The organism is Brevundimonas sp. FV1ye28, from assembly GCF_058681135.1.
In genome coordinates this window covers 226,966-252,789 of sequence record NZ_CM178731.1, presented here as the reverse complement: position 1 = coordinate 252,789, position 25,824 = coordinate 226,966, and the positions used below count along the sequence as shown (strand labels likewise).

Annotated in this window: 19 protein-coding genes; 10 read left to right on the top strand and 9 right to left on the bottom strand. The window is 65.9% G+C overall.

Going from position 1 to position 25,824, the window contains the following annotated elements; translation table 11 throughout:
- Positions 1-60: 60 nt before the first annotated feature.
- Both ACW171_RS01260 and ACW171_RS01255 read left to right on the top strand, forming a co-directional pair.
- Entirely contained in the window at positions 61-3,318 is a 3,258-nt protein-coding gene (locus ACW171_RS01260) for a hypothetical protein (protein ID WP_492095181.1), read from the top strand.
- Between the two features lie 91 nt (positions 3,319-3,409).
- A complete protein-coding gene (locus tag ACW171_RS01255; protein WP_492095179.1) occupies positions 3,410-5,137 on the top strand; it encodes a calcium-binding protein in 1,728 nt (575 codons plus the stop codon).
- A gap of 94 nt (positions 5,138-5,231) precedes the next feature.
- Here ACW171_RS01255 and mdoH read toward each other — a convergent pair whose 3' ends face one another.
- From mdoH to ACW171_RS01240, 3 genes are all read right to left on the bottom strand, one after another.
- Positions 5,232-7,175, bottom strand: a complete 1,944-nt coding sequence (gene mdoH, locus ACW171_RS01250; RefSeq protein ID WP_492095177.1) for a glucans biosynthesis glucosyltransferase MdoH — start codon at positions 7,173-7,175, stop codon at positions 5,232-5,234.
- Positions 7,176-7,331: 156 nt separating this feature from the next.
- A complete protein-coding gene (locus ACW171_RS01245; RefSeq protein WP_492095175.1) occupies positions 7,332-7,961 on the bottom strand; it encodes a DUF998 domain-containing protein in 630 nt (209 codons plus the stop codon).
- On the bottom strand, positions 7,958-9,136 hold the full coding sequence (locus tag ACW171_RS01240) for an acyltransferase family protein (RefSeq protein WP_492095174.1): 1,179 nt from the start codon (positions 9,134-9,136) through the stop codon (positions 7,958-7,960). The genes ACW171_RS01245 and ACW171_RS01240 overlap by 4 nt, the downstream gene beginning before the upstream one ends.
- A gap of 66 nt (positions 9,137-9,202) precedes the next feature.
- Here ACW171_RS01240 and ACW171_RS01235 point away from each other — a divergent pair, with 66 nt between their 5' ends.
- From ACW171_RS01235 to metH, 6 genes are all read left to right on the top strand, one after another.
- Complete coding sequence (locus tag ACW171_RS01235; RefSeq protein WP_492095173.1) at positions 9,203-10,138, top strand: 2-hydroxyacid dehydrogenase; 936 nt, start codon at positions 9,203-9,205, stop codon at positions 10,136-10,138.
- 63 nt (positions 10,139-10,201) lie between these two features.
- On the top strand, positions 10,202-11,164 hold the full coding sequence (locus ACW171_RS01230) for an ArsR/SmtB family transcription factor (protein ID WP_492095171.1): 963 nt from the start codon (positions 10,202-10,204) through the stop codon (positions 11,162-11,164).
- Entirely contained in the window at positions 11,164-12,114 is a 951-nt protein-coding gene (gene metF / locus ACW171_RS01225; RefSeq protein WP_492095170.1) for a methylenetetrahydrofolate reductase [NAD(P)H], read from the top strand. Before ACW171_RS01230 ends, metF begins: the two co-directional genes overlap by 1 nt.
- Complete coding sequence (locus tag ACW171_RS01220; RefSeq protein WP_492095169.1) at positions 12,114-13,196, top strand: homocysteine S-methyltransferase family protein; 1,083 nt, start codon at positions 12,114-12,116, stop codon at positions 13,194-13,196. Before metF ends, ACW171_RS01220 begins: the two co-directional genes overlap by 1 nt.
- Positions 13,193-13,684, top strand: a complete 492-nt coding sequence (locus tag ACW171_RS01215) for a hypothetical protein (protein WP_492095168.1) — start codon at positions 13,193-13,195, stop codon at positions 13,682-13,684. The genes ACW171_RS01220 and ACW171_RS01215 overlap by 4 nt, the downstream gene beginning before the upstream one ends.
- Positions 13,684-16,350 carry a methionine synthase gene (gene metH, locus ACW171_RS01210; RefSeq protein WP_492095167.1) on the top strand — a complete coding sequence of 889 codons (2,667 nt, stop codon included), beginning with the start codon at positions 13,684-13,686 and terminating at the stop codon, positions 16,348-16,350. The genes ACW171_RS01215 and metH overlap by 1 nt, the downstream gene beginning before the upstream one ends.
- A gap of 23 nt (positions 16,351-16,373) precedes the next feature.
- Here metH and ACW171_RS01205 read toward each other — a convergent pair whose 3' ends face one another.
- The 3 genes from ACW171_RS01205 to ACW171_RS01195 all read right to left on the bottom strand — a co-directional run bounded on the left by ACW171_RS01205 (position 16,374) and on the right by ACW171_RS01195 (position 21,730).
- Positions 16,374-16,964: a hypothetical protein gene (locus tag ACW171_RS01205; protein ID WP_492095165.1), complete on the bottom strand. Its 591-nt coding sequence runs from the start codon at positions 16,962-16,964 to the stop codon at positions 16,374-16,376.
- Positions 16,965-17,061: 97 nt separating this feature from the next.
- On the bottom strand, positions 17,062-18,537 hold the full coding sequence (locus tag ACW171_RS01200; RefSeq protein WP_492095163.1) for a tetratricopeptide repeat-containing sulfotransferase family protein: 1,476 nt from the start codon (positions 18,535-18,537) through the stop codon (positions 17,062-17,064).
- Between the two features lie 121 nt (positions 18,538-18,658).
- Entirely contained in the window at positions 18,659-21,730 is a 3,072-nt protein-coding gene (locus tag ACW171_RS01195) for a TonB-dependent receptor (protein ID WP_492095161.1), read from the bottom strand.
- Positions 21,731-21,947: 217 nt separating this feature from the next.
- On the opposite strand from ACW171_RS01195, the gene ACW171_RS01190 reads away from it, so the two are divergent.
- Positions 21,948-22,352: a protein tyrosine phosphatase family protein gene (locus ACW171_RS01190; RefSeq protein ID WP_492095159.1), complete on the top strand. Its 405-nt coding sequence runs from the start codon at positions 21,948-21,950 to the stop codon at positions 22,350-22,352.
- A 9-nt stretch (positions 22,353-22,361) separates the two neighbouring features.
- Here ACW171_RS01190 and ACW171_RS01185 read toward each other — a convergent pair whose 3' ends face one another.
- Positions 22,362-22,511, bottom strand: a complete 150-nt coding sequence (locus ACW171_RS01185; protein ID WP_492095157.1) for a hypothetical protein — start codon at positions 22,509-22,511, stop codon at positions 22,362-22,364.
- 69 nt (positions 22,512-22,580) lie between these two features.
- On the opposite strand from ACW171_RS01185, the gene ACW171_RS01180 reads away from it, so the two are divergent.
- Complete coding sequence (locus ACW171_RS01180) at positions 22,581-23,483, top strand: MBL fold metallo-hydrolase (protein ID WP_492095156.1); 903 nt, start codon at positions 22,581-22,583, stop codon at positions 23,481-23,483.
- On the opposite strand, the gene ACW171_RS01175 is transcribed toward ACW171_RS01180, so the two are convergent.
- Complete coding sequence (locus ACW171_RS01175; protein ID WP_492095154.1) at positions 23,468-24,139, bottom strand: hypothetical protein; 672 nt, start codon at positions 24,137-24,139, stop codon at positions 23,468-23,470. The two genes, ACW171_RS01180 and ACW171_RS01175, sit on opposite strands and share 16 nt — an antisense overlap.
- Before the next feature lie 3 nt (positions 24,140-24,142).
- A complete protein-coding gene (locus tag ACW171_RS01170) occupies positions 24,143-25,789 on the bottom strand; it encodes a long-chain-fatty-acid--CoA ligase (RefSeq protein WP_492095152.1) in 1,647 nt (548 codons plus the stop codon).
- Positions 25,790-25,824: the final 35 nt, after the last annotated feature.

The window sequence follows — 25,824 nt, the reverse complement described above, 5'->3', positions numbered from 1 at the left end:
CGGCTGCGGAACCGCATGATCTGCGTTTCGTTGACTCCGGAACAACCGGAGGGAATCCCCATGGCGAATTTCAACGGATCGTCAGGCGACGATACCTTCACCGGCAGCGACGACGCCGATACCGCCGTCGGAAACGGCGGCAACGACACCCTGAGCGGCGCCGGGGGTGCGGATCTTCTCGTCGGAAGCTCCGGCGCGGACAGCCTCAGTGGAGGCGCCGGGAACGACCGGTTGTTCAGCGGCGATGAATCCCCGCCATTCAACCTGCCCTACTACGGCAATCCATTCACGCCGCCGGTTCTCGACACCGGGAGTGAAAGGGACACCCTTTTGGGAGGCGACGGCAGCGATCGTCTTTTCGGTGGCTATGGCGACAACATCGACGGCGGTACGAACGGCACTTTCGGCGATTATCTCTACATCAGTTTCATGGGCGCTCAGACCGGCGTGACCGCCGACTTCCGATTGGCGACCCAGACGATCGGCGGCGGAGTGATCACCGGGATCGAAAACATCAGTTGGGTCCAGGGCAGCAACTTTGACGACGACATCAACGTTGGAACAGGCTCCAACAACGGCTACTCGGACTTCGCCGCTGTCTATGGAATGGGCGGCAACGACCGCTTGGTCGCCGGCTACTACACCGGCACCCTGTTCGGTGGTGACGGAAACGACATCGTCGATGGACGCGGTAGTCAGTATCTGCAGTCCGTAAGTGGAGATAACGGCGACGATACCCTCTACACAAACACCAATACGTTCGCGACCGCCAATGGCGGCTCCGGTGACGACACCATCTATTCACACGGAACGACCTATGGTGGCGATGGCAACGACCTCATCGCCTTACAGTTCAGCTTTTACACCGGATTGGTCTTCGGTGAGGCAGGTAACGACGAAATCCGCGCATCCGACGCCGGTCACACGATCATAGGTGGAACAGGGGCCGATACGCTGACCGGCGGCCTCCGTCAGGACTTCTTGTTCTCCGGTGATCGGGACGCGACGACCGGTCTCGCCGTCGATGACATGGGGCTTGAGCGCGATATCCTGACAGGCTTCGGTGGCGACGACGCCCTTGCGATCGGCTACGGCGACAGCGCCGACGGTGGGTCGGGCACGGACACGTTGCGTCTATCTCTTGGCGGACTGGCCAACGGCATTGTGTTCAACACAGCCGGCATTGGAACCGGCCAGTCTGTCACCCTCGGCGGCGGCGTCATCAACAGTATCGAGATTTTCGCCTATCTGCGCGGCACGGACTTCGCTGACACTCTGACGCTCGCAACCCAGCCGACACTATTGACTGTTGACGCCGGTCTCGGCGACGACGTGATCATCGCGGGCGCCAGCTCGGCGGCGGTTCGCGGCAATGGCGGGAACGATCGCTTCGTCAGCGGACCGGCGGGCGACAGTTTCGACGGTGGCGCCGGCATCGACACGGCCGACTACAGCAACGCCACGGCCGGGGTGGCCGTGAGCCTGGCCGCCGGCGCGACGGGGAACACCGGCGGCGATGCCCTCACCAACGTCGAAAACCTGATCGGATCGAGCTTTGGCGATGTCCTGACCGGCGACGGGGGGGCCAATGCTCTGACCGGCGGGACTGGAGCCGATACCCTGGTCGGGGGAGATGGTGATGATCGCTTGTCGGGTGGAACGGGTCGCGACAGCCTCATCGGGGGAGCGGGGGCAGACGTCCTGTCCGGCGGTCGCGGCGACGACACCCTGCGTGGCGGCGACGGGGCCGATTGGCTGAGCGGAGATCGTGGCCAGGACCTGATCGACGGTGGGGCGGGCATCGACACCTTGGTCCTCACCGGCGGCGCAGGACGTTACACGGCGGGCGGCACGATCGATGCCTTCCGCCTGACCAGCCCGTCTTCCGGCAACTGGGATCAGGTGTCCGGCGTCGAACGCGTCAGCGTCGATGGCGGCGCGACGTCAATGTCGCTGAGCGAGTTTCAGTCTCTGACGTTTCAGCCGTACCGCTACCTGGCCAGCTATGGGGATCTGCGGGCTGCGTTTGGAACCGACGCCACCCTCGCCCGCAGTCACTTCGAGGGCGCCGGCAAGTCGGAAGGCCGCGACTACGGACTGTTCGACGCCTATGGATATCTGGCGTCCAATCCCGATCTGATCCGCGCCTTTGGCCTGGATACCGAGCGCGCCTCTCTGCACTATCTGCAGGCAGGCATGGCGGAGGGGCGTCAGACCAACCTCTTCGACGCCTATCGCTACATCGCGTCCAATCCTGATCTGATCGCGGCGTTTGGCGACGATGCGGATGCCGGGCTGCTGCACTATCTGGGCGCCGGCGTGTATGAGAATCGCTCGACGACCGCGTTCGATCCGCTGCTCTACGCCGCCAGCAACCCGTCCGTCGCACGCGAGTACGGTCTCGATTCGACCGGCGCGGCACAGGACTACATCGACGAAGGTTTCGCGGCCGGCCGGCCAACGAACGGCTTCGACGCTCTCCAGTATATCGCCTCGAACTTTGACCTGGCCCAGATCTTTGGAGCCAACGCAGCGGTTGGTCTGAACCACTATTTGGCGGCGGGCGCCGACGAGGGCCGTCCGACCGACACATTCAGCGCCAAGCTCTACGCCGCGACCTGGACGGACCTGGCCCGGTATTTCGGAACCGATGAGACCGGAGCGCTCCAGCACTATCTCCAGAACGGCGCGGACGAGGGCCGTGTCACCACCGGCTTCGACCCGGTCGCCTATCTGCTCAGCAACCCCGACATCGCAGGACGCACAGCGACCCAAGCGATCGACCACTGGCTGGCGACGGGCGCGGATCAGGGTCGAGCCGGCGACAGTCTGTACGGGCGTGAGCAGCCGAACCACCTGTGGAACCCGGTCACCACCGGCAGTTTCCAGACCACGACCGATCGCGACTGGTACGAGCGTGTGTTCACGGCCGGGGACCGGATCACCGTGTCCGCTACGGGCTTCGGCGGCGTGACCTACGACGTCTACGACGCACTTGGCCGCGTCCTGACGCCGGTCGCAGGTCAGGCCAACACATTCGACCTGGCCGTTGGGGGAACCTACTATATCGCCCTGTCCTCGACCGGTCAGGTCGCCTCATCCTACGAGGTTCAGTTCACCCGAGGGATGACCGCGCCGTCCGATGATGTCGTTGTCGCGTCGCAGACTGCCGACCAGGCCTGGCACGCCATGGCTGCCGGGATCGCTTTGGGCCTGGAGCAGGACGCGGTACTGGAACCGTCGTGGGCCGCCGGCACGACCGACCAGACGGCGTCGGACACCTCGATCACAGCGAACTGGGCAGGCGAGATCGCCTGACCGACAGCCGTATCGGACCGGAAACTGGCCGGTGGCAGATCGTCATGCATTCGTGATACGCCATAGAAACGGGCAGTTTTCGGGGTGAACCATGCCGCTTATCCAGGGCACAGACGGCGCTGACACGATTCAGGGCACGGCCGACGCGGACACGATCGACGGGAGCGCAGGTGATGACCGGATCGACGGAGGCGCGGGCGATGATCTGTTGCTGATCCCCGGCGGCGGATACGACACCCTGCTCGGCGGCGAAGGCGACGACAGGTTCCTGTGGCGTCGGGGCGAAGACTTCATCCTGCAGCAGATCAACGGCGGCCCGGGTCGCGACACGATCGACTTCACCGGCCATGAGGCCGGCTTCTATTTCCGCAGCCGCAGTCTCGTCCTTCAGGACGGCCCCCAGACGAACTCGATCCTGGGCCACGTCACGGGTTACAACGGTCTCTTCAGTCCGGGGCTTGATCAGGATTTTCTGACGGCAACCTCGGTCGAGCGGATCATCGGGTCCGACATATCGATAGAACTCGACGGCTTCACCGCACCGCTCGAGATCATCTCACTCGGCGGCGGGCGCATCTGGACCGGATCGGGCGACGATACGATCACGCTGACGACCCGGTTGAGACCTGCCTTCGATGGGTCTGAGATTCGCATCCTCTATCCTTCCGAGATCAACGGCGGAGGCGGCGTCGACCGGCTCAACCTGGAAAACCAGGCCAGCGACTACTTCTTCGCCAAGACCAGTTCCGGCTGGTCGATCTACGACGGGCGCACCGTCGTGCATCAGGTTTCGAACATCGAGACGGTGTCGTTCGCCGGCGGCGCGGCGATGACGGTGGACGCGGCTGCCTCGGGAGCCGACTTCGACGCCGCCGGCTATCTGGCCCGCTACGCCGATCTGCGCGCGGCGTTCGGCACGGACGAGGTCAAGGCCTATCAGCACTGGAAAATCGCCGGCGAAGCCGAAGGACGGATCGGCTCCTTCGACGCGCTCAGCTATATCGCCAGCTATCGCGACCTGATCGATGCCTATGGGCCAAACGCATCCGCCGGCGCCTACCACTACATGGTCGCCGGCGTGAACGAGGGTCGGGTGGTGACCTTCGATCCCGCCGCCTATGCCGCCAGCAATCCCGATCTGGCGCGCGTGATCGGCACTGACGCCGTCAGGGCAACCAGCCACTACATCACCAACGGCGTCGACGAGGGCCGGGCCGTCGCCGGGTTCGACAGCGTCGCCTATCTGCTGAGCAACCCCGATCTTACGGGATTGACCCCCGCGCAAGCGCGAACACACTGGCTGACCACCGGAGCCGACCAGGACCGTGTCGGCGACGCCCTGTTCGGGCGCGAGCAGACCGCCTTCAGCTTCACCGGGAGTTCGACGATCGGCCAGTTCGAGACCGCTGCTGATCGCGACTGGTTTGCGATCACCTTGCCGGTCTATCAGACCATCACCTTCAATGGCTCGGCCGGAGTGGCGGGGCTGGCGGTCTACAACTCGACGGGTCGGCTGATCGCATCGGATGCGGATGGCCGAGATTTCCAGTTTTTCATCAGCAACTCGGACGGCGCCTACGGTCCCGCCCCCTATTACCTGGTGGCTACAGGCGGGTCGGTGGGAAGCTATTCGATCACCATGACGACACGATCGCTGAACGCGGCACCCGAAGCGTCCGAGGCCCTGCAACATGCCGCCGCTGTCGTCTTCGAGACCACGAATGCCGTTTACAGCCAGGATGACGGCGTCGATTTGGATGCTTCCACCAAGACCCCCGTCAATGGCGGCTGGAATGCCGAGGACTGGATGTTGGCCTGACGGGCAGAGCGCGTTCGCTCGGGTCTCTCAAAGTCGAATACCGAGCGCCGAGCGGGAGCCCCAAGGACCCGCCCCCCATTCCGACCTGCGGTGATCAGGCCATCCGCTGCAGGCGCCGCGCCCAGGCGGGGCTGCCGAAGTCGGCGGCGGGACGAGCGGCCGGGTAGAGGACGGCCGGGGATGCGGAGACGCCATCCTCGTCCGGGGTGACCAGCCAGCCGTTGGCAGCCAGAGCCTGGCCGGTGCGGGCGCGGGAGGTGAAGACGGCGATGGGGGCGGCGAAGAGCAGCGGCAGGACGATCGGGGCGAACCATGTCGCCAGGTCGGGCCGGACCAGCAGGCCGAGCGCGAACATCACGCCCGTAATCATCTGCCAGCGCATGGCGACGAAGGCGTCCTTCCAGCTCAGGCCGTCGGCGGTGCGCGACTGCGTGGCCCAGCCGGCGTCGTGGCCGCTGACGATCTGGATCACGGCCTTGGTGTTGGCGACCATCAGGATCGGCGCGAGGGCGGCGGACAGGGCGATCTCCATGACCATGCCCTTCATGATCTGACGGGCACCGCCGAAGGCCCGACGCTCGCCCGGACGGGTCAGCACCAGGATGAAGCCCATGATCTTGGGTCCCATCAGCATGACCGCACCCAGAAGAGAGGCCAGCATGAAGGGCGAGAGTTCGGGGTTCAGGACGTACCAGAACGAGGCCCAGTCGACCGGACCCTGAAGCTGCATCGCCATGCCGACGACCAGGGAGGCGAACCACAGGGGCGACGACAGATAGGCCATGCAGCCCATCGCCAGTTGCAGGCGGCTGATGGGGTTCAGGCCCTTGGCGCCGATCAGGGCGATGTGCTGCAGGTTGCCCTGGCACCAGCGGTGATCGCGGCGGATGAAGTCGGTCAGGGTCGGCGGCGTCTCTTCGCACGATCCGTCCAGGGCGGCGGTGACATGGACGGCCCAGCCGGCGCGGCGCAGCAGGGCGGCCTCGACGACGTCGTGGCTCATGATGTGGCCGCCGAACGGCTTGCGGCCTTCAAGTTCCGGCAGGCCGGCGCAGTCGGCGAAGGCGCGCGTGCGCAGGATGGCGTTGTGGCCCCAGTAGCTGGCCTCGGAACCCGCCCACCAGGCGAGGCCTGCGGCGGCGACGCGGCCGTAAAGGCGGACGCCGAACTGCGACAGGCGCGCGAAGACGGTCTCGGCCTTGATGATGGTCGGGGCGGTCTGGATCAGGCCGACGCCCGGATTGCGCTCCATGGCGTCGACCAGACGCAGGACGGTCTCGCCGGCCATGGTCGAATCGGCGTCGAGCACGATCATGAAGTCGTAGGCGCCGCCGAAGGTGCGGGTCCAGTCGGCGATGTTGCCGGCCTTGCGCTCCACGTTCTCGGTGCGGCGACGGTAGAAGAGCTTGCTACCGGAGTGGGCGCGAAGGGCGATGCAGGCTTGCATCTCGGCGGCGGCGGCCTCGTCCTTGGTCGAGTCCGAGAGGACGAACAGGTCGAAGGCGGTCGAGGCACCCAGCCGGGCCAGCGAGGCGTCGAGCGCCCCGAGACGGGCCAGGGCGGCGCGAGCATCCTCGTTATAGAGCGGCATCAGAAGCGCTGTGCGACGCGTGGGCATGGGCGGATAGGGCGCGAAGTCCATGTCATCCTGCTCGCGGCCGGTCAGCATCACGACCAGGCCGGCCAGGGTCGAGCAGAACCAGCAGGCGATGGCGCTGATCAGGACGGCGAACAGGGTCAGAGAGACGATCTCGAGCGGCTGGAAGCCCTCGCGGGCGCACAGGATCACCGGGGCGATCATGGCCAGGACGGCGACGGCCAGGGTCGAACCGAAGACGACGAAGCGGCGGGCCAGGAGGCCATCCGGGCGCGTGTCCAGCCGCTCGGTGACCTGTTGCGTCGCGTCATCGAACGTCTGACGCGGCATGGACAGGGGCGCGCGTTCGGGCAGCCAGGATGACGCACCTGCATAGACCGGATAGGCAGGAATGTCGGCGTCGATGTCGTGGACACGGGCGGTCGAGGCTTGGCCGCTCATGAGAAATCCCCCTGGGCGCGCGAAGAGGCAAGAATCCGAGCGTGATTGTTGCGTTGCACCATGTGCGCACTCTCTATCACTTGTCCGCGATTTTCAATCACGGAATGGTGATGACGACGAATTTTGTGCGAAAGCGTTGTGGACCGCCTCAGCCCACTACGGCCGCAGGGCGCGCCTCGTCAAATGAGCCGCGACCCCGACCCACTCGACCAGAACGATGGCGAAGGCCCGCTCCCAATAGCCGACGTTGAAGTCATTGACCGTTCCGGGGAAGAGCAGATGTTTCGTCAGCACCGTCAGCACCGCCATCAGGACGAAGACCCCGAGCAGGAAGCGCTTCAGGCCCGTCACTTCGAGCGTCTGGCGCAGGGCGATCAACAGGAAAACCGGGGCCAGCTGGATCCCGAGACCGAGGTTGATCGCCATGTGTCGGGGATCCGGCCAGGGATAGAGGCTGGACATCACCAGTCCGACGCCGGCCGCCACGAACAGCGCTCCGACCACGACCGCCGAAACCGGCGAGCGGCACAAGAGTACAAGGGCCAGGCCGAAGCCCACGCCCGCCACGGCCGTCATGGCGCCCGCGATCATCACGCCGAGATTGAAGATCCACGGCTGGGTCGCGGTCGCTCCGCCCAGTTCGCTCAGATACTGGCGGGCGTGGTTGAAGTCGGGGTAGCAGACCACCGCGATCAGGACGGAGGCCAGGGCGAACAGGGGCGCCGCTATGCCGACCAGCAGGAGGGCGCGTGCGACCTGTCTCAGCTGAGCGTGCGTCATCTTCATGCCGGATCGCCGTCGCGCGCCGCCCGCATGTCGGTCGGCCCGGGTTTCGAGGCCTTTATCGGCTTCAGGCCCCAGATCGGCCGGATCAGGGGGATGCGCCGCACGATCTCATAGACCAGCAGGCTGCCCCCGATGGTCGCGACGACCAGAACGGAGGCCTCGACCGGGGCAGGCCACCCGCGCGCCTGGATCAGCCAGACGGCCACCACGAGAATGGTCTGGTGCGCGAGGTAGCAGGGGAAGACCGCGTCGGTGACGTAGCGCAGCACCGGACTGTCGGCGCGACGCAGATGCCGGCTGCCAAAGCCCAGGACGGCGAGGATCACGGCCCACTGGTCGATGGCGAAGACGACGCCGCGCGGAACGCCCCAGAAGGCCCCTCCCCCCGGATGCGCGGTCTGCATCATCATGATGGGCAGGGCGATGACGGCCAGGGCGACGCCGATCCAGCGGTACCGCTCCAGATCCCGCCAGATGCTTTCCTGGCGCACGATCAGAAAGCCGAACAGGAAAGCGCCCAGCGACAGGGCGTGGTTGTACCAATCATGGGTCAGCCGGTTGGTGATGCCGAACATCGGGAACAGGATCAGGCGGATGACGACCAGATAGAGGATCGGAACCCAGATCACCCTATGCCCGACCAGCAGCCGCGTCAGGCCCGCCTCGGCCCTCGCAATCGTCTCCGGCCGGGCCATCAGCAGCACGGCCACGGCGCTGTAGGCCGCGATATAGACGATGAACCACAGGTGATTGACCGGCACGCCGTTGGCGATGCCCGACAGGCTGAACTCCCGCGCCCACCAGCCCAAGAAGCCACCGGACCAGCCGCCCTTGTCCATCGCCTCGATCCACGACTGGATCGGCACGAGCAGCAGGGTTCCGAAGATCAGCGGCGGGATCAGTCGCTCCGCCCTCGCCTTGGCCACCTGGCCCGCCGTCCGGCGCGCGGTCATGAAGCGGAGCGCCGCACCGGACACCAGGAACAGGAGCGTCAGCCGCCACGGGTTGGTGATCAGGACGCCTTCGCGCATCCATTCGAAGGTATGGACGCTGTGCACGTGCCAGTCGTAGGGCGCATAGACGAGGCCTACGTGATACAGGATCAGCAGCCCGAAAGCGGACACCCGAATCCAGTCCAGATCGAGGCGACGGACCGGATCGGCGGGAGTTTGCACGAGGCGTCTATGATCGACGCAATGCCCCCTGTCCATGCGGCGCCCATCCCCTGCTAGAGTTCTCCTATGCCCCATCGCCCGCACGTCCTGATCATGCAGTCGCCTCTCGGCTTGCTGAGCCCCGTGCTGGAGAGCGCCTACAACGTTCATCGGCTGTGGGAGCATCCGCCGGTGGAGGCGCAGGACCTGATCCAGGCGGCGATCGTGCTGGGCGAGGCGCCGCTGGACACGGCGGTGATCGAGCGATTGCCAAACCTGAAACTGCTGGCCTGTTTCACCTCGGGCTATGACGGCATCGACATCGACTGGTGCGAGGCGCGCGGCCTGGCCGTGACGCATGCGCCGGCGGTGAACCATGAGGATGTGGCCGACCATGCGCTGGGGCTGATCCTCGCCTCGGTCCGGCGGATCGTCGACGGCGACCGGACGGTGAAGGCCGGGGAATGGACGCTGGACCAGCGACTGATGACGCCGTCGATGAAGGGCAAGCGAGTCGGGATCGTGGGGCTGGGACTGATCGGCGAGGCCGTGGCGAAACGGGTCGCGGTCATGGGCTGCTCCGTCGCCTGGTGGGGGCCGAGGGCGAAGGAGGCGCCTTGGCCGATGGCGGCGTCGCTGGTCGAACTGGCCCGCGATTGCGACGTGCTGGTCGTGGCCTGTCGGGCGGACGAGACCAACCGCAGGCTGATCTCGTCCGAAGTGATCGAGGCGCTGGGTCCCGGCGGGTTGCTGGTCAATGTGGCGCGCGGGTCGCTGGTGGATGAAGACGCCCTGATCGCGGCGCTGAAGGCCGGGCGGCTGGGCCAGGCGGCGCTCGATGTGTTCGAGACGGAGCCGACCGAAGCGGCACGCTGGGCCGATACACCCAATGTCGTCCTGACGCCTCACACGGCCGGGGCCACGGGCGAGGCGGTTCAGGGCATGCTGATGCTGTTGATGCGAAACCTCGCCGCCACCGTGGCCGGGGAGCCCCTGATCACGCCCGTCGTGCGTGGCCGCTGAGAGCGACTTCGACCCGCGCTTTCCGCTTCACATCATATAAGGATATCCTTATATGATTATGGAATGTCGCTGACCGCCGATCAGACTGTAGAAGCCCTGCGCGCCGCCGGCGAGCCGACGCGCCTGCGCATCCTGTCGCTGCTGGCCGGCGAGGAGCTGTCGGTCATGGAACTGAGCCGCGTGCTGGAACAGAGCCAGCCGCGCGTGTCGCGTCACCTGAAGCTGATGGCCGACGCCGGCCTGATCGAGCGATTCCCGGACGGCGCGCGGGTCTTCTATCGGATTTCGCACGAGCCGCTGGCGCGGCGACTGATCGACACCGTGCTGGACCTGCTGGACGACCGCGAGGGTGAGGCGGATCACAAACGTCTGGATGCCGTCCGCGACGAACGATCCGAGGCCGCCGCCGCCTATTTCGAACAGGTCGCGCCGAGTTGGGATCACATCCGCTCGCTGTACGTCTCCGAGACGGCGGTCGAGAGCGCCATCGAACGCGCCGCGGGGCCGGGACCGTTCGAGCGGGTCGTCGATCTGGGCACCGGCTCGGGTCGGATGCTGACCCTCTTGGGTCGCAAGGCGAAGATGTCGATCGGCCTCGACCTGTCGCAGAACATGCTCAACATCGCCCGGGCCAATGTCGTGAAGGCCGGGCTGGACAAGGTCGAGTTGCGCCACGGCGACATCTTCGCGACCCGCCTGCCGGCGCAGTCAGCCGACCTCGTGCTGGTGCACCAGGTCCTGCATTACCTCGCCGACCCTTCGGCGGCCGTGGCCGAGGCCGCGCGTCTGGTCAGTCCCGGCGGCAAGCTGCTGATCGTCGACTTCGCGCCGCACGATCTGGAGCGGCTGCGTGAGGAGCATCAGCACCGCCGTCTCGGCTTCGCGGACGAGGAGATCGGGCGCTGGCTGGCCGAGGCCGGCCTCGACGCCTCCGCCTCCATCGCCCTGCCGCCCGACACGGCGGGACTGACCGTCACCATCTGGACCGCGACCCGCCCGGCCGTCGCCAAGAGGAGCGTCGCCTGATGGCCGCTACAGTTTCCCCCCTCGCCGAAGCTCGCGCCCTTCTGCTGTCACCGCTGGGGCCGGTCGCGCGTGCGGGCCAGAATGCCAATCCCGTGCGCGTCTCGTTCGAGTTCTTCCCGCCCAAGACCGACAAGGCCGAAGAAACCCTGTGGGAGGCCGTGCGCCGGCTGGAGCCGCTGAACCCCGCATTCGTCTCGGTGACCTATGGCGCGGGCGGTTCTACGCGCGAACGGACGCACCGAACCGTGCAGCGGATGCTGACGGAGACGACGCTGAAGCCCGCCGCCCACCTGACCTGCGTCGACGCCTCGAAGGACGAGGTCGACGAGGTCATCCGCGACTATAAGGCGATCGGCGTGAACCACATCGTCGCCCTGCGCGGCGATCCGCCGGGCGCCGCCGGGATCGGCGGGGTCTATCAGCCCCGCGCCGACGGCTACGCCAACGCCACCGAACTGACCCAGGCGATCAGCCGCGTGGGCGGCTTCGACGTGACGGTCGGCGTCTATCCGGAACAGCATCCGGAAAGCCCGTCGATCGACCACGACATCGACGTGCTGAAGGCCAAGATCGACGCGGGCGCAACCCGCGCGGTCAGCCAGTTCTTCTTCGACATCGACGCCTTCCTGCGCTTCCGCGACCGGGTGCGGACGGCGGGCGTGACCATTCCGCTGATCCCCGGGATCATGCCCGTGTCGAACTTCACAGGCCTCGTCCGCATGTGCGGATCGTGCGGCGCCTCGGTGCCCGACTGGCTCGCCGCCCACTTCGACGGCCTCGACGACGATCCCGAGACCCGCAAGCTGCTGGCCGCCTCGGTCGCGGCCGAAACCTGCGCCCGGCTGCAGGAAGAGGGCTTCTCCGACTTCCACTTCTACACCCTGAACCGCGCCGACCTGGTCTATGCGATCTGCCGCGTCCTGGGCGTTCGCGAACAGAAGGCCGCCTGATGACACGAGCAGACCGCATCGCCGCCCTGCACAAGGCCGCCGCCGAACGCATCCTGGTCCTCGACGGATCGTGGGGCGTGATGATCCAGCGGCGCGGGCTAGAGGAAGCCGACTTCCGCGGGGACCGCTTCATCGCGGCCAACGGCTATGACGAAAAGGAGCAGATGAAGGGCAACAACGACATCCTGTGCATCACCCGCCCGGACGTCATCGGCGACCTTCACGACCAGTATTTCGCCGCCGGCGCCGACATCAGTGAGACCAACACCTTCTCCGGCACCGTCATCGCCCAGGACGACTACAAGCTGGACGCCCAGGCGGTGTGGGACATCAATCTGGAAGGCGCCAAGCTAGCCCGCGCCGCCGCAGACCGCTGGACGGAGAAGGAGCCGCACAAGCCGCGCTTCGCCGCCGGTTCGATCGGGCCGCTGAACAAGATGCTGTCGATGTCGTCGGACGTGAACGATCCGGGCGCGCGCCTGGTGACCTTCGACCAGGTCTATGACGCCTATCGCCACCAGATCCGGGCCCTGAACGAGGGCGGCGTCGACCTCTATCTGATCGAGACCATCACCGACACGCTGAACTGCAAGGCCTGTATCAAGGCGATCAAGGACCTCGAAGACGAGGGCATGGACGCCCTGCCGATCTGGATTTCGGGCACCATCACCGACCGTTCGGGCCGGACCCTGTCGGGCCAGACGGCCGAGGCCTTCTGGAACTCGGTGCGCCACGCCAAGCCCTTCGCCATCGGCTTCAACTGCGCCCTGGGCGCCGATCTGATGCGTCCGTTCATCGCCGAGCTCAGCCGCGTCGCCGACACCCTGGTCGCCGCCTATCCCAACGCCGGCCTGCCCAACGCCATGGGCCAGTACGACGAGGAGCCGCACGAGACCGCCCACTTCATCGAGGAGTGGGCCGAGGCCGGTCTGGTCAACATCGTCGGCGGCTGCTGCGGCACCACGCCGGACCACATCAAGCACGTGGCCGAGGGCGTCTCGAAACTACCGACCCGCCCGATCCCGGAACGCCCAGTGGCGATGCGTCTGTCCGGCCTTGAACCGTTTGAGATGATAGGATGAGTGGTACTGCGGACGACTTTGATCGAAAGATCAGCAAGTGGATTGCCGCACTGAATGAAGAGAGCGATCGCGGCGTCTCTATTGTCGCGTGTAGTTACCTCGATGACTTGTTAAAAAGTATGCTCGAGGCCTTCCTCGTCCCCTGCGAATCCACCACCAAATTGCTTGACGGGTTCGCTTCACCGTTGAGCTCATTCTCCGCTCGAATAGCCGCTGCTAGAGCGTTCGGCCTTATCGATGAGAATGAAGAAAGCGAACTCAATCTACTTCGGAAAATTCGTAATGAATTTGCCCATCAAATCGACTGCGAATTCTCAACAGATAAGGTCCAAAAGCTCATTGCCCGGCTGAAGTTGAAGCTCGACCCTAAAATCAATTTCTCTCCAAGAGGCAGCTTTGTCGGCTCCACTATTATGGTTTTGACGAAACTGACCACGCCTTTCCAAATCGCCCGGGCGAATCCTCGGGTTGAGCCTGCGAGTCTTTGATGCGCCCCGTCTATCTCAATATCGGTGAGCGCACGAACGTCACCGGATCCGCCAAGTTCAAGAAGCTGATCATCGAGGGCGACTATACCGCCGCCCTCGCGGTTGCGCGTCAGCAGGTCGAGGCCGGCGCCGCCGTCATCGACATCAACATGGACGAGGGCCTGCTGGATTCGAAGCAGGCGATGATCACCTTCCTCAACCTGATCGCGGCCGAGCCCGACATCGCCCGCGTGCCGGTGATGATCGACTCGTCCAAGTGGGAGGTCATCGAGGCCGGCCTGAAGTGTGTTCAGGGCAAGCCGATCGTCAACTCCATCTCCATGAAGGAGGGCGAGGACAAGTTCCGCGAACAGGCCGTCGCCTGCATGCGCTACGGCGCCGCCGTCGTGGTCATGGCCTTCGACGAGGTCGGCCAGGCCGACACGGCCGCGCGCAAGATCGAGATCTGCAGCCGTGCCTACAAGATTCTGGTCGACGAGGTCGGCTTTCCGCCCGAGGACATCATCTTCGACCCCAATATCTTCGCCGTGGCGACGGGGATTGAGGAACACGACAACTACGCCGTCGATTTCATCGAGGCGGTCAAGGTCATCAAGGCCACCCTGCCCCACGCCCGCGTCTCGGGCGGGGTGTCGAACGTGTCGTTCAGCTTCCGTGGCAACGAGCCGGTGCGCCGGGCGATCCACTCCGTCTTCCTGTACCACGCCATCGCGGCGGGCATGGACATGGGTATCGTCAACGCGGGTGACCTGCCGGTCTATTCCGACATCGACCCGGTGCTGAGGGAAGCCGTCGAGGACGTGATCCTGAACCGGCCCCAGCGGACCAATGTCACCAACACCGAGCGGCTGGTGGACATCGCCCCGGGCTTCAAGGGCGACAAGTCGGCGCCCAAGGTCGTCAATCTGGAATGGCGCAACGCCCCGGTCGGCAAGCGCATCGAACACGCCCTGGTCAACGGCATCACCGAGTTCATTGACGCCGACACCGAAGAAGCCCGCCTGTCGTTCGACCGGCCCCTGCACGTCATCGAAGGTCCGCTGATGGACGGGATGAATGTGGTCGGCGACCTGTTCGGCTCGGGCAAGATGTTCCTGCCGCAGGTGGTGAAGTCGGCGCGCGTGATGAAACAGGCCGTGGCCTGGCTGAATCCCTTCATGGAGGCCGAAAAGGAAGGCAAGCCGCGCGAGCAGGCGGGTCGCGTCCTGATGGCGACGGTCAAGGGCGACGTCCACGACATCGGCAAGAACATCGTCGGCGTCGTGCTGCAGTGTAACAACTACGAGGTCATCGACCTGGGCGTCATGGTGCCGGCCGACCGGATCCTGGACGCCGCTATCGAGCACAAGGTGGATATCGTCGGCCTGTCGGGCCTGATCACACCGTCGCTGGACGAAATGGTGTTCGTGGCGCGCGAGATGCAGCGGCGCGGTTTCGATATCCCCCTGTTGATCGGCGGGGCGACGACCAGCCGGACCCATACGGCCGTGAAGATCGAGCCTGGCTATTCGGCCGGCTCGACCACCTATGTCATCGATGCGTCACGCGCAGTGGGCGTGGTCTCCGGCCTGCTGTCCAAGACCGAGCGCGCCAAGAACGAGGCCATCACCCGCGACGAATACATCCGCATCCGCGAACAGTACGCCCGGGGCCAGGAGGTCAAGGCGCGCGCCACCCTGCCCCAGGCGCGCGAGAACCGCTTCCGGATCGATCCGGCCCAGACCATGCCCGGCAAGCCGTCCTTTATCGGCGTGAAGGCGTTCGATGGCTGGGACCTGCAGGACCTGGCGGACCACATCGACTGGACGCCCTTCTTCGCCAGCTGGGAGCTGATCGGCCGCTATCCGCTGATCCTGGAGGACGAGATCGTCGGCCAGGCCGCGAAAGATCTGTTCGCCGACGCCCAGGTCATGCTGAAGCGGATCATCGACGAGAAGTGGTTCACCGCCAAGGGCGTGGTCGGCTTCTGGCCCGCCAACGCCGTCGGCGACGACGTGGCGGTCTATGCCGACGAGAGCCGCACCGAAGAGATCGCCCGCTTCCACACCCTGCGCCAGCAGATCAAGAAGTCGAACGGCAAACCGAATCTGGCCCTGTCCGACTTCGTGACCGAAGAGGGCGAGGACTATATCGGGGCCTTCGCCGTCACCACGGGCCATGGCGAGGTCGAGGCGTCCGAGCGGTTCAAGGCGGCCGGCGACGACTATTCCGCCATCATGGCCGCCGCCCTCGCCGATCGTCTGGCCGAGGCCTTCGCCGAACGGCTGCACAAGGAAGTCCGGACCCAGCTCTGGGGCTATGCCGCCGACGAGGCCGTCACCGTGCAGGACCTGATCGAGGAGAAATACCAGGGCATCCGCCCCGCCCCCGGCTATCCGGCCCAGCCCGACCACACGGAAAAGGCCACCCTGTTCCGCCTGCTGAACGCGGGCGAGAACGCGGGCATGGCCCTGACCGAAAGCTTCGCCATGACGCCGCCGGCGTCGGTGTCAGGCCTCTATTTCGGTCATCCGGGCAGCCACTATTTCGGCGTCGGCAAGATCGATCAGGACCAGATCGAGGACTATGCCGCCCGCAAGGGCTGGGACGTGGCGACCGCCGAGCGCTGGCTGTCGCCCATCCTCAACTACGAGCCGGGCCAGGCACCGAGGGTCGCGGCGGCGTAAAAGGCCTGTCGCCTTCCTGAACGCTAGTTCGCCTTCGGAACCCCGACCTCGTCCAGACCGGCCTGATCCAGCCTAACCGGCGGCGTCGTGATGTTCTCGCGCACGCGACGAGCGGCATGCTCGCACCGACCCGGCAGGCCGAAGAACAGGCCGAAGGCCTCGCTGCGGGCGCGTTCATCTTCCTGGGCCATCAGCGGCTGCCATTTCGATGCGGCGTCCGCCTCGGCCGTGCGAGCGGCAGCCAGGGTCGCCGGGGTTTGACGACCCTGGCCGGCTTGCAGCGCATCGCGGAAGTCGGCCGCCTCCAGCCCCCCCAGGCGCATGATGTCGCGATCCAGATCGTCGGCGGTCGTCAGGCTTTGGCCCAGGGCGATATGGCCCTCCACCAGGGCGGCGCACCAGGCCACCAGCGGATAGTCCTGGCTCGGCGCGCCACGCGGCAACGGCGTCTCATAGGCGATGGCCTCGCGCGCCCTCAGCGCGTCCGCGCTCTCGCCTGCGTCACGGGCGGTGACGACCGGGCCGTCGTCCTGACGGGCGAAGGCGGGCGCCACGACGGCGGATTGGGCGGCGACGGCCAGAACGAGAAGCGAGGCGGCGAGACGAAGGCGCATGGAGGGTCCGTGATCTGTTTCGGGGATATCGCCCCGCCTAACGCGTGAAGCGTCGCAATGGTTTTTCTGCGGCGGATTTATCCTGCCGACGACATCCTCATGTCCCGTGATAAGCCGCGAAGAAGTCCGCCATCCGGGGCTCGTACGCCCTCCAGGCCGCGACGGAGGAGGTGTAGATGGGCTTGCGGACCTGATCGAAGCTGGCGGTCGTCACGGCCCGCTCCGTCCGATGGAACTGCTCGACGCCCGGTTCGAACTCGAGGCCGACGTGGTCCAGGATCCGACCGATCCATGCCGACGGCTCGGCGACCAGGGCCTCGTAGGGCACCGTAAGGACCGCATCGCCCAGGGTTTCGCTCCAGTGGGCATGCAGGCGGTCTTCGCTGCGCATATGTCGCCCGATCGCCTCCAGCGACCAGGTCCATTCCATGCCCTGGGCGAACCAGGTCGTATAGGTGGACCAGGCCACGGCGGCCGGATCGCGCCGCAACCAGATGAAGCGGGCGTTGGGCAGGACCTTGTGGATCAATCCCGCGAAACGGGTGTGGTTCAGCGTCTTGTCGACCACGCGGCCGTCGGGACCGAACCTCTGCTCGAGCATGCGCAGATAGGCCTGGCCGATGCGCTCCAGGCCGTCCGGCGTCGAGGCGGCGAAGGCGGAAACGGCCGCGGGATCGAGCCCGCCGATCGGCATGGCCGCGGCCTGGAACAGATTGATCTCGGCTCCGTCCACGACCTGGCTGTGGCTGGTCAGAATCTGCTCGACAAGTGTGGTGCCGGAGCGCGGCAGACCCAGGACGAAGATCGGGCGGCGACTGTCGACGCCATGGGGAAGCTGCGCCATCAGGGACGGCGTGAACCCGGACACCACACGGTCGACGAAGGCATCCGACCGGGACTGGACGTTCGGGCGAGCCGCCGCAACCAGGCGAGCCCCCTGCGCATAGGCGTCGAACGCTGCATCATGCCGGCCCAGATCGTCATAGGCCTTGCCCAGGGCATAGAGCAGAGCCGCCAAGGCCTCGGGATGGCCCTGGCCCTGGGGCCAGTCGGCGCGCAGTTGCTCCATGGCGACAAGCTCTGGATCATCGGATGCGGTGAAGGTCCGCGCTTCGGCGATCGCCAACCGGCTGGACGCTGTCGCCAGAGGATCGAAAGACAGGCCGATGGCCCGGCGGAACGCATCGACCGCGTCGGACGCGCCGAGAGCGGAGCGACAGCTGCCCAGAAAATGCAGGGTGGCCACGCTGGGCTGTTCGCGCGCGGCGCGCTCGGCAACCTGCAGGGCCTCGGCGGCCCTTCCGGTCCGGGCCAGCAAGTGGCCATGGGCGAGACGGACGGCGACGTCGCGCCCATCCAGATCGGCGTGCCGCGACGCCGCCGTCACGGCCAGGGAGATTTCGCCCAGCGTCATGGCCAGGCGCGAGACCGCACCCCAAGTCGCGCCCAAGGGCGGATTCTGGGCCACCAGGCCGGCCAGGACGGCCGCAGCCGCATCCCGGTCCCGAGCATTGAAAGCCGCCAGGGCCTGCTGGATCTGGGCCGCCGGGGCCTCAGTGGACAGTGAGATCATGGGATGGCGGTAACAGTCGTCGGATGGGGTCGCAAGTCAGCGCTCCGAAGGTGGAAACACAAAGAAAAGAGCGGCGGATCCGGAGATCCGCCGCCCAGTCAGTCATGGAGTCAGTCGTCGGTTAGAACGTCCAGTCGAAGCCGAGACGGACGTAGCGCGGCTGCTGGTAGCCGATCGGTGCGCCGTAGTTGGGATCGGGATCGCCGATACCGGTCAGCTCACCGAACTCGTATACGTCGGTCACACCTTCCAGGTCGAAGACGTTGAAGATATCGGCACGGAAGACCAGATCACCCGGCACCTGGACGGGCAGGGTGTAGCGGACCGACAGGTCGATCTGCTTGGTCCAGTCGCTTTCCAACTGGGTGCCGCGCGGCGTGGACTTGCCGTCGCAGAAGTAGGAGGCCGCACCGTAGGCGTTGGCGAACGGATCGCTTGGGTGATAGCCCAGGCAACCGAAGGCGCGCGGCGAGGCGACCGTGACGTTGGCCCCGACCAGAAGGTCGGACGTCAGCTGATAGGCGCCGAACAGCTTGAACACATGGCCGCGGTGGTTCGGCAGCAGGCCGTCCGAACCGTCGGTCAGACCCGGCTGGTCGAAGTCCTGGGTGATGCCGGCATCGGTCTGGCCCACGTCGGACTTGACGTAGCCTTCGGTGTTGCCGGTGCTCTCCGAGATCACGTACGAACCATTCAGGCTCCACACGCCGTCGAAGGCGCGTTCGACCGTCAGTTCCAGTGCAGTATAGGTGCGCTTCACGTCAGGGTAGCCGAGTTGCTGAGACGTCAGGTCGATGGTGCGCAGGCCGGTTTCGCCCGGCAGCGGATCCGACAGGGTGATGGTCGAGTCGGCGCCCGGGTTGATGATCACGTACTGGTGGAAGCCGGTCCAGATGTTCTCGCAACCGTCAATGTTCTGCGCGTCGCAGTAGGCCAGAACGGCGGCGTCGACAGCCACGTCTTCGGCGTTGCGCAGCAGGTCACGGTAGGTGAAGGCCGCACCGAAGGTCCACAGATCGTTCGGCTTGTACTTGTAGCCGACAAGGAACTCGTCCTCCATCGTCGACTCAAGGTTGCCGGCGATCAGCGAGTCCACCGGGTTGACGGTGCCGTCGCCGGTCACCGTACAACCACGGACACCGGCCGTGCCCAAAGCGGCGCCGGGGCAGATGTTGGCACCGTTCCAGTTGACGATCTGAGCGCCCAGAGCCAGCGGGCGACCGACCGAGTCATAGGCGCGGACGCTTTCGCGGTTTGCCGGGTTCGGGGTGTAGCCGCCCAGCAGGAAGTATTCGCGGTAGAACAGTTCCGAACCGGCCATCCGGAAGCCGGTGTTGGCGGCGACCGGCAGGTAGTAGCGGCCATACGAACCATAGACCTGCGAGCTGCCGTCACCGGTCGGGTCGTAGGTGAAGCCGAAGCGCGGACCGATCTCTTCGTCCAGTTCGACGATGTTGACGCCGTCGGCGCCCGTGATCGAGAACTTGTCGAGGCGAACGCCCAGATTCAGGGTCAGTTGGTCCGTGACGTCCCAGGAGTCCTGAATGTAGAAGGCTTCGTTCTCGCCGTTGAACGTGCCGCCCGAGCGGTAGACGTTGACTTCAACGAACTCCTGGCCTGGGGCCAGGTTGCTGGCGCCCTGAGCCTGGAGCGTGCCTGCCGTCGCCGTGCGGTACAGCAGGTTGTAGCCGCCGGTCCGGAACGTCTGGCGCTCGAGGCTCAGCTCTTCCTTGTCGTAGCCGAAGCGGACGTGGTGGTCGCCCAGCATCGAGAAGTAAACATCGGCGTCTGCGCGATAGAAGATCCGCTGAGTGTTGCGGATCGGCGTGTAGGAGCCCGAGGTCTGTTGCGAAACACGGTTCGAGACACCGTCGCGGGCGTCGTTCGCCAGGTTCGACGTGATGTCCTGCGGCGTTACGATGGCGCGGTCATTGTTTTCGCCATAGGCGGCCGAAATGGTCAGCCAATCCGTGATCGAACCGGTATAGCGGGCCACCCAGTTCTCGCCGCCAGCATAGCTGACCGTCCCCGGCAGGGCGCCGCCGACGACATCGGTGAGCGGGTTGTACGAGCGGACGTCGGTGTTCGATTCACGCGTCGTATCGAACCAGGTGAACTCCAGACGATGATCGTCGGTGATGTAGCCGTCCAGTTTGACGCCATAGAACGGATCGTCGCTGGTCGTGGTCGACTGTTGACCCGAGGTCTTGCTGTAACCGACGCTCTCGCTGTCGCGGAACTCGGCGATACCATAGGCGAACAGGCGGTCGCGGATGATCGGACCACCGACTTCGATCGCGGTCTGCGACGAACTGGCTTCCGACAGCTCGTTCCGGGTCGAGAAGGTGTCCGGGGCCTGCTCACGCAGGCTGTCGGGCGCCCAGTTGGTATGGATGCCGAAGGTGAAGTCGTTCGTACCGGACTTGGTCACGGCGTTGACGATGCCGCCCGTGGCGCGGCCGTACTCGGCCTGATAGCCGCCGGTCATCACCTGAACCGAACGGTAGAAGTCGAACGGGACCTGCGAAGCGCCGATGTAGTTGTCGAAGTTCGTGATGTTCAGGCCGTTGACGTAATAGGCGTTCTCGGCGACCGACGAACCGCCGATGGCGGGGTTGTCGCCGAAGGCGCTGTCGCCCTGAACCGTCGAGGGTGCCAGCAGGATGACCGAGGTCAGGCTGCGGCCGATCGGCACCTGGGTGACCAGTTCCGCGAGGTCGACCGTCAGGCCGGTCGTGGTTTCGGTGAAGTCCAGCGACTGGCGGGCGCCGGTCACGACGATGTCGTCGACGCTCGTGCCCGAGGCGGGCGCCAGGGTGAAGTCGTAGCTCGACGTACCGCCCAGGCGAACGCTCGCGGTCTGCGAGACCGGATCATAGTTCGGGGCCGTGATCGTGACGGTGTAGCTGCCGAGCGGCAGCAGGGCCGAACGGAAGGAGCCGGTTGAATCGGTCGTGGCCGAACGGGTGAAGCCCTGTTCATTCGAGCGCAGTTCGACGGTGGCGCCGGCGACGGGCGCGCCGGACTGATCGACGACCGAGCCTTGCAGAGCGCCGCTCGAAAGGTCCTGGGCGGCGGCGTGCGTGGGAAGCGCGACGACGGCGGCGACGGGGAGCGCGACGACGGCCGCAAGGGCCACCCCGCCCATCATCGTGGTCGCCAGCAGACGCTGTCGAATGGTTTGGTTTCTCAAAATCGTTCTCCTGAAACGATGAGCACGACCCTCCGTCGCGCCTTGGTCGCCGCGCGACGCACTTTGCCGCAGGCAGACCGACGATAGGCCCCGTGAACTTTGCCGCGCCACAGCAATTACTCCTGCGTAATGTTATCGCCCCACGAGTGTCGCATTCAGGACACGTTGCGGACGGCTAATGGTCACTCCGGCGTCGTCGATTTGAGAGGTCTTCATCATGTTCTCCCCCCGTCCCCTCGGTGACAGGGTCTGGGCCGCGCCTCAGATCACGAAACAAGACCTGGACGAGATCGCCGCGATGGGGGTTCGGACGGTGATCAACAACCGGCCGGACGGGGAAGATCACGGGCAGCCGACCTCGGCTGAGATCGAGGCCGCGGTGCGGGAAGCCGGGCTGGAGTATGTCCATGCGCCGGTCATGGGCATGCCGGGACCCGAGACGGTTCAAGCCGCGATCACGGCCCTGGAAGCGGGCGAGCCGGTCCTGATGTATTGCCGATCGGGCACACGTTCGACGATCGCCTGGGCGCTGGCGATGCGAGCGCTGGATCGCGCGAAGCCGGGCGAGATCCGTGAGGCGGCGGCGAACGCCGGCTATGACCTCAGCCGGTTGCCGCTCTGATCTTCGGCGTCAGCGCTGGATGGCGACGCGGGCGGCGTAGGGAATCGGCTCAGGATCGCCGCAAGACGCGAGCACCAGTTGCGCCGCCATGAGACACAGGATCGCCGCCGCGATGGGCTGGAGCCGATTTGAGACACTGAAGGCGATGGTACGAGCCACGGGGTACGCTCCGAACGGGATTTACCTCTCGTTAAGGCAAGGACCGCGCCGCCAGCCGGAGACAGCTGCGTGATTCCCTTCGTTCGTGCGTTCGACTTCGAATATGGCCGGCGCGATCAGGTTTCGCCCCTGATCCAGAGGGTGATCTGCGACAATCCAGGGCCGTTCACCTTCACCGGGACGGGGACCTATATCGTCGGCCGGCCGGATGACGGCGCCTCGGTCGCCGTGATCGACCCCGGCCCTTTTGACGAGGCCCATCTCCAGGCCCTGCTGACGGCTGTCGAGGGCCGCACGGTCAGCCATGTGCTGGTGACCCACACCCACCGCGACCACTCTCCGCTCGCCCGGCCCTTCGCGGACCGGGTCGGAGCGCCGGTGCTGGCGATGCGTCCCCCGGTCCGCGAGACCCACGCCTCCGGGGCTCTGGACGAGGATGAGGACGCGGTGTTCGACCCTGACACGATCCTGATCGGCGGCGAGCGGATAACGGGCGACGGCTGGACCATCACGGCCATGGCGACGCCTGGCCACGCGTCGAACCACATGGCTTTCGCGCTGGCGGAGGAGAACGCCCTGTTCTGCGGCGATCACGTCATGGGCTGGTCGACGACCGTGGTCGCCCCGCCGGACGGAAACATGGCCGACTATCTGCGCAGTCTGGACGCGGTCATCGCGGCGGACTTCAAGACCCTGTGGCCCACCCATGGGGCGCCGGTGACGGAGGTCGCGCCCTTCCTGGCGGCCTATCGCGCGCATCGGCTGGAACGGGAGGCGCAGATCCTGTCACGGGTCCGGGCGGGCGACCGCACGATCGGCGAGATCGTGCCGATCCTCTACGCGGCCGTGGATCAGCGGCTGTGGCCGGCCGCCAGCCTTTCGGTGCTGGCTCACCTGATCAAGCTGGTCGCCGACGGCCGGATTTCGACGGATGGTGCGCCCGGCCTGGGGTCGCACTACTCGGCGGACTGAAGGGCGGCGACCATCTGCCCGGCGATGCGGCAGGTCTCGCCGCCGTCGGTGTGGTCATAGCGGGCGACCACCCGGATATCGGTGCGGCCGGGACGGATGCGGACATGCGCCTCGTGCCCCATGCCGAACCAGAAACCAGCGCGGACGCCGCGCGAGCGGAACAGCTGAGACTCGGTGATCGAGAAACCGGCGGCCTGAAGGGCGGCCGTCGCCTCGGCCGGAGCGATCTGGCGCATCACGGCCTCCACGCCCGGACAGGCGACAGGCGAGCCCGGTGCGCCCGCCACCGCGGGCGGCTCGGCCAGATCGGTCGAGACATCCAGCGGCCCGGCGACCGCGATCGAACGCGACTGCACAAAGAAGGCGCCCGCAACGGCGATGCTGACGCCGAGGATGGCCAGTGTGGGCAACCCCAATCGTCCGAACTGCGGCAGGGACAGCACCAGGGTCAGGAGCGCGGCGCCCACCGCCACTCCGGCGAGCCCCCAGGCCACCCGCATCGTCAGCACGTCCAGACCGAAGTCGAGCGACACGATGCCGTTCCGCGTCAGCAGGACCGCGATGAAGGTCAGCAGCGGCGCGGCCACAGCCAGACCTGCGGCGATCCGCACCTTGCCCATTCCGACCTTCAACCGCGAACGCGGACCCCGGGCCATGGCTCAGACGCGCTCGGGCGAGACGGCGCTGGGCAGGGCGTAGTCCTTCAGCCGCTCGCGAACCAGTTTCTTGTCGATCTTGCCCGTGGCGCCCAGCGGGATGTCGTCCACGAAGACCACGTCGTCGGGCATCCACCATTTGGCGATCTTGCCGACCAGGAAGTCGAGGTGCTCCTGTTTGTCCTCGGTTTCGCCGGGCTTCAGCTTGATGACCAGCACCGGGCGCTCATCCCATTTCGGATGGGCCGCGCCGATGACGGCGGCCAGCTCGACCTTGGGATGGCCCACGGCGATATTCTCGATCTCGATCGAGGAAATCCATTCGCCGCCGGACTTGATCACGTCCTTGGCGCGGTCGGTGATCTGCATGAAGCCATGCTCGTCGACGGTCGAGACATCACCCGTGTCGAAGAAGCCCTCATGGTCGAGGATGTCGCCGCCTTCGTCCTTGAAATAGCTCTTGGAGATGGTCGGGCCCTTGATCATCAGGCGGCCATAGGTCGTGCCGTCGTGCGGCATCTCCTGACCGGCATAGTTTTTCAGCTTCAGCTCCACGCCCAGCGGCGGGATGCCCTGCTTGATGCGCCACTTCATGCCCTCGTCGTAAGGCAAGGCTGCCAGTTCCGGCGTGAGGTTGGACAAGGTGCCGATCGGGGAGGTCTCGGTCATGCCCCAGCCCTGGAGCACCTCTACGCCGAACTCCTCATGGAAGGCGCGGATCAGGCTCTCCGGCACGGCCGAGCCGCCGATCAGCACCTTCTTGACCGAGGGGATCTTCAGATTGTTCTCGCGCAGGTGGGTCAGCAGCCCCTGCCACACGGTCGGCACGGCGGCCGAGAAGGTCACCTGCTCGCTTTCGATCAGTTCATAGATGGCCGCGCCGTCCATCCGCGCACCCGGCATGATCAGACGCGCGCCCGAGGCCGGGCCCGCAAAGGCGATGCCCCAGGCGTTGGCGTGGAACATCGGCACGACCGGCAGGATGACTTCGGCCGGCGACGGGCCGAGCACCGTGGACTGCATGCCCATCAGGGTATGGATGAAGTTCGACCGGTGCGAATAGAGAACGCCCTTCGGATTCCCGGTCGTGCCCGAGGTGTAGCAGAGGCCGCAGGCTGTCTGTTCGTCGAACCCGCCCCAGACGACCTCGTCCGACACGCCCGAAAGCAGCTGCTCATAGCATTCAGCCTTGGGCAGTTTGGTCGCCGGCATATGCCATTCGTCGGTCATGACCACGACGCGCTCGACCGACGGGCAGTGCGACAGCACCGCCTCCAGCAGCGGCACGAAGGTCAGGTCGACGAAGATGATCCGGTCTTCGGCGTGATTGATGATGTAGATCAGCTGCTCGGGGAACAGGCGCGGGTTCAGGGTGTGGCACACGGCGCCGATGCCCATGATGCCGTACCAGACCTCCATATGCTTGCCCGTGTTCCAGGCCAGGGTCGCGATCCGGTCGCCCGGTTTGACGTTCCAGTCCTTGAGCACGTTGGAGACCTTGCGGGCCCGGCTGTGGATTTCGGCATAGGTGGTGCGGACGATCGGTCCCTCGACCGAACGGGTCACCACCTCGCGGTGGCCATGCCAGTTCTTGGCGTGGTCCAGGATACGATCGACCGTCAGGGGCCAATCCTGCATCAAACCGAGCATCGCATTCCCTCAATCTGTCCCGGCTGGATGCGGGA

Coding starts and splice junctions, on each gene's coding strand:
- ACW171_RS01260 (WP_492095181.1), top strand. CDS start 61: ATGGCGAATTTCAACGGATCGTCAGGCGACGATACCTTCACCGGCAGC.
- ACW171_RS01255 (WP_492095179.1), top strand. CDS start 3,410: ATGCCGCTTATCCAGGGCACAGACGGCGCTGACACGATTCAGGGCACG.
- mdoH (WP_492095177.1), bottom strand. CDS start 7,175: ATGAGCGGCCAAGCCTCGACCGCCCGTGTCCACGACATCGACGCCGAC.
- ACW171_RS01245 (WP_492095175.1), bottom strand. CDS start 7,961: ATGAAGATGACGCACGCTCAGCTGAGACAGGTCGCACGCGCCCTCCTG.
- ACW171_RS01235 (WP_492095173.1), top strand. CDS start 9,203: ATGCCCCATCGCCCGCACGTCCTGATCATGCAGTCGCCTCTCGGCTTG.
- ACW171_RS01230 (WP_492095171.1), top strand. CDS start 10,202: ATGTCGCTGACCGCCGATCAGACTGTAGAAGCCCTGCGCGCCGCCGGC.
- metF (WP_492095170.1), top strand. CDS start 11,164: ATGGCCGCTACAGTTTCCCCCCTCGCCGAAGCTCGCGCCCTTCTGCTG.
- ACW171_RS01220 (WP_492095169.1), top strand. CDS start 12,114: ATGACACGAGCAGACCGCATCGCCGCCCTGCACAAGGCCGCCGCCGAA.
- ACW171_RS01215 (WP_492095168.1), top strand. CDS start 13,193: ATGAGTGGTACTGCGGACGACTTTGATCGAAAGATCAGCAAGTGGATT.
- metH (WP_492095167.1), top strand. CDS start 13,684: ATGCGCCCCGTCTATCTCAATATCGGTGAGCGCACGAACGTCACCGGA.
- ACW171_RS01205 (WP_492095165.1), bottom strand. CDS start 16,964: ATGCGCCTTCGTCTCGCCGCCTCGCTTCTCGTTCTGGCCGTCGCCGCC.
- ACW171_RS01200 (WP_492095163.1), bottom strand. CDS start 18,537: ATGATCTCACTGTCCACTGAGGCCCCGGCGGCCCAGATCCAGCAGGCC.
- ACW171_RS01190 (WP_492095159.1), top strand. CDS start 21,948: ATGTTCTCCCCCCGTCCCCTCGGTGACAGGGTCTGGGCCGCGCCTCAG.
- ACW171_RS01175 (WP_492095154.1), bottom strand. CDS start 24,139: ATGGCCCGGGGTCCGCGTTCGCGGTTGAAGGTCGGAATGGGCAAGGTG.
- ACW171_RS01170 (WP_492095152.1), bottom strand. CDS start 25,789: ATGCTCGGTTTGATGCAGGATTGGCCCCTGACGGTCGATCGTATCCTG.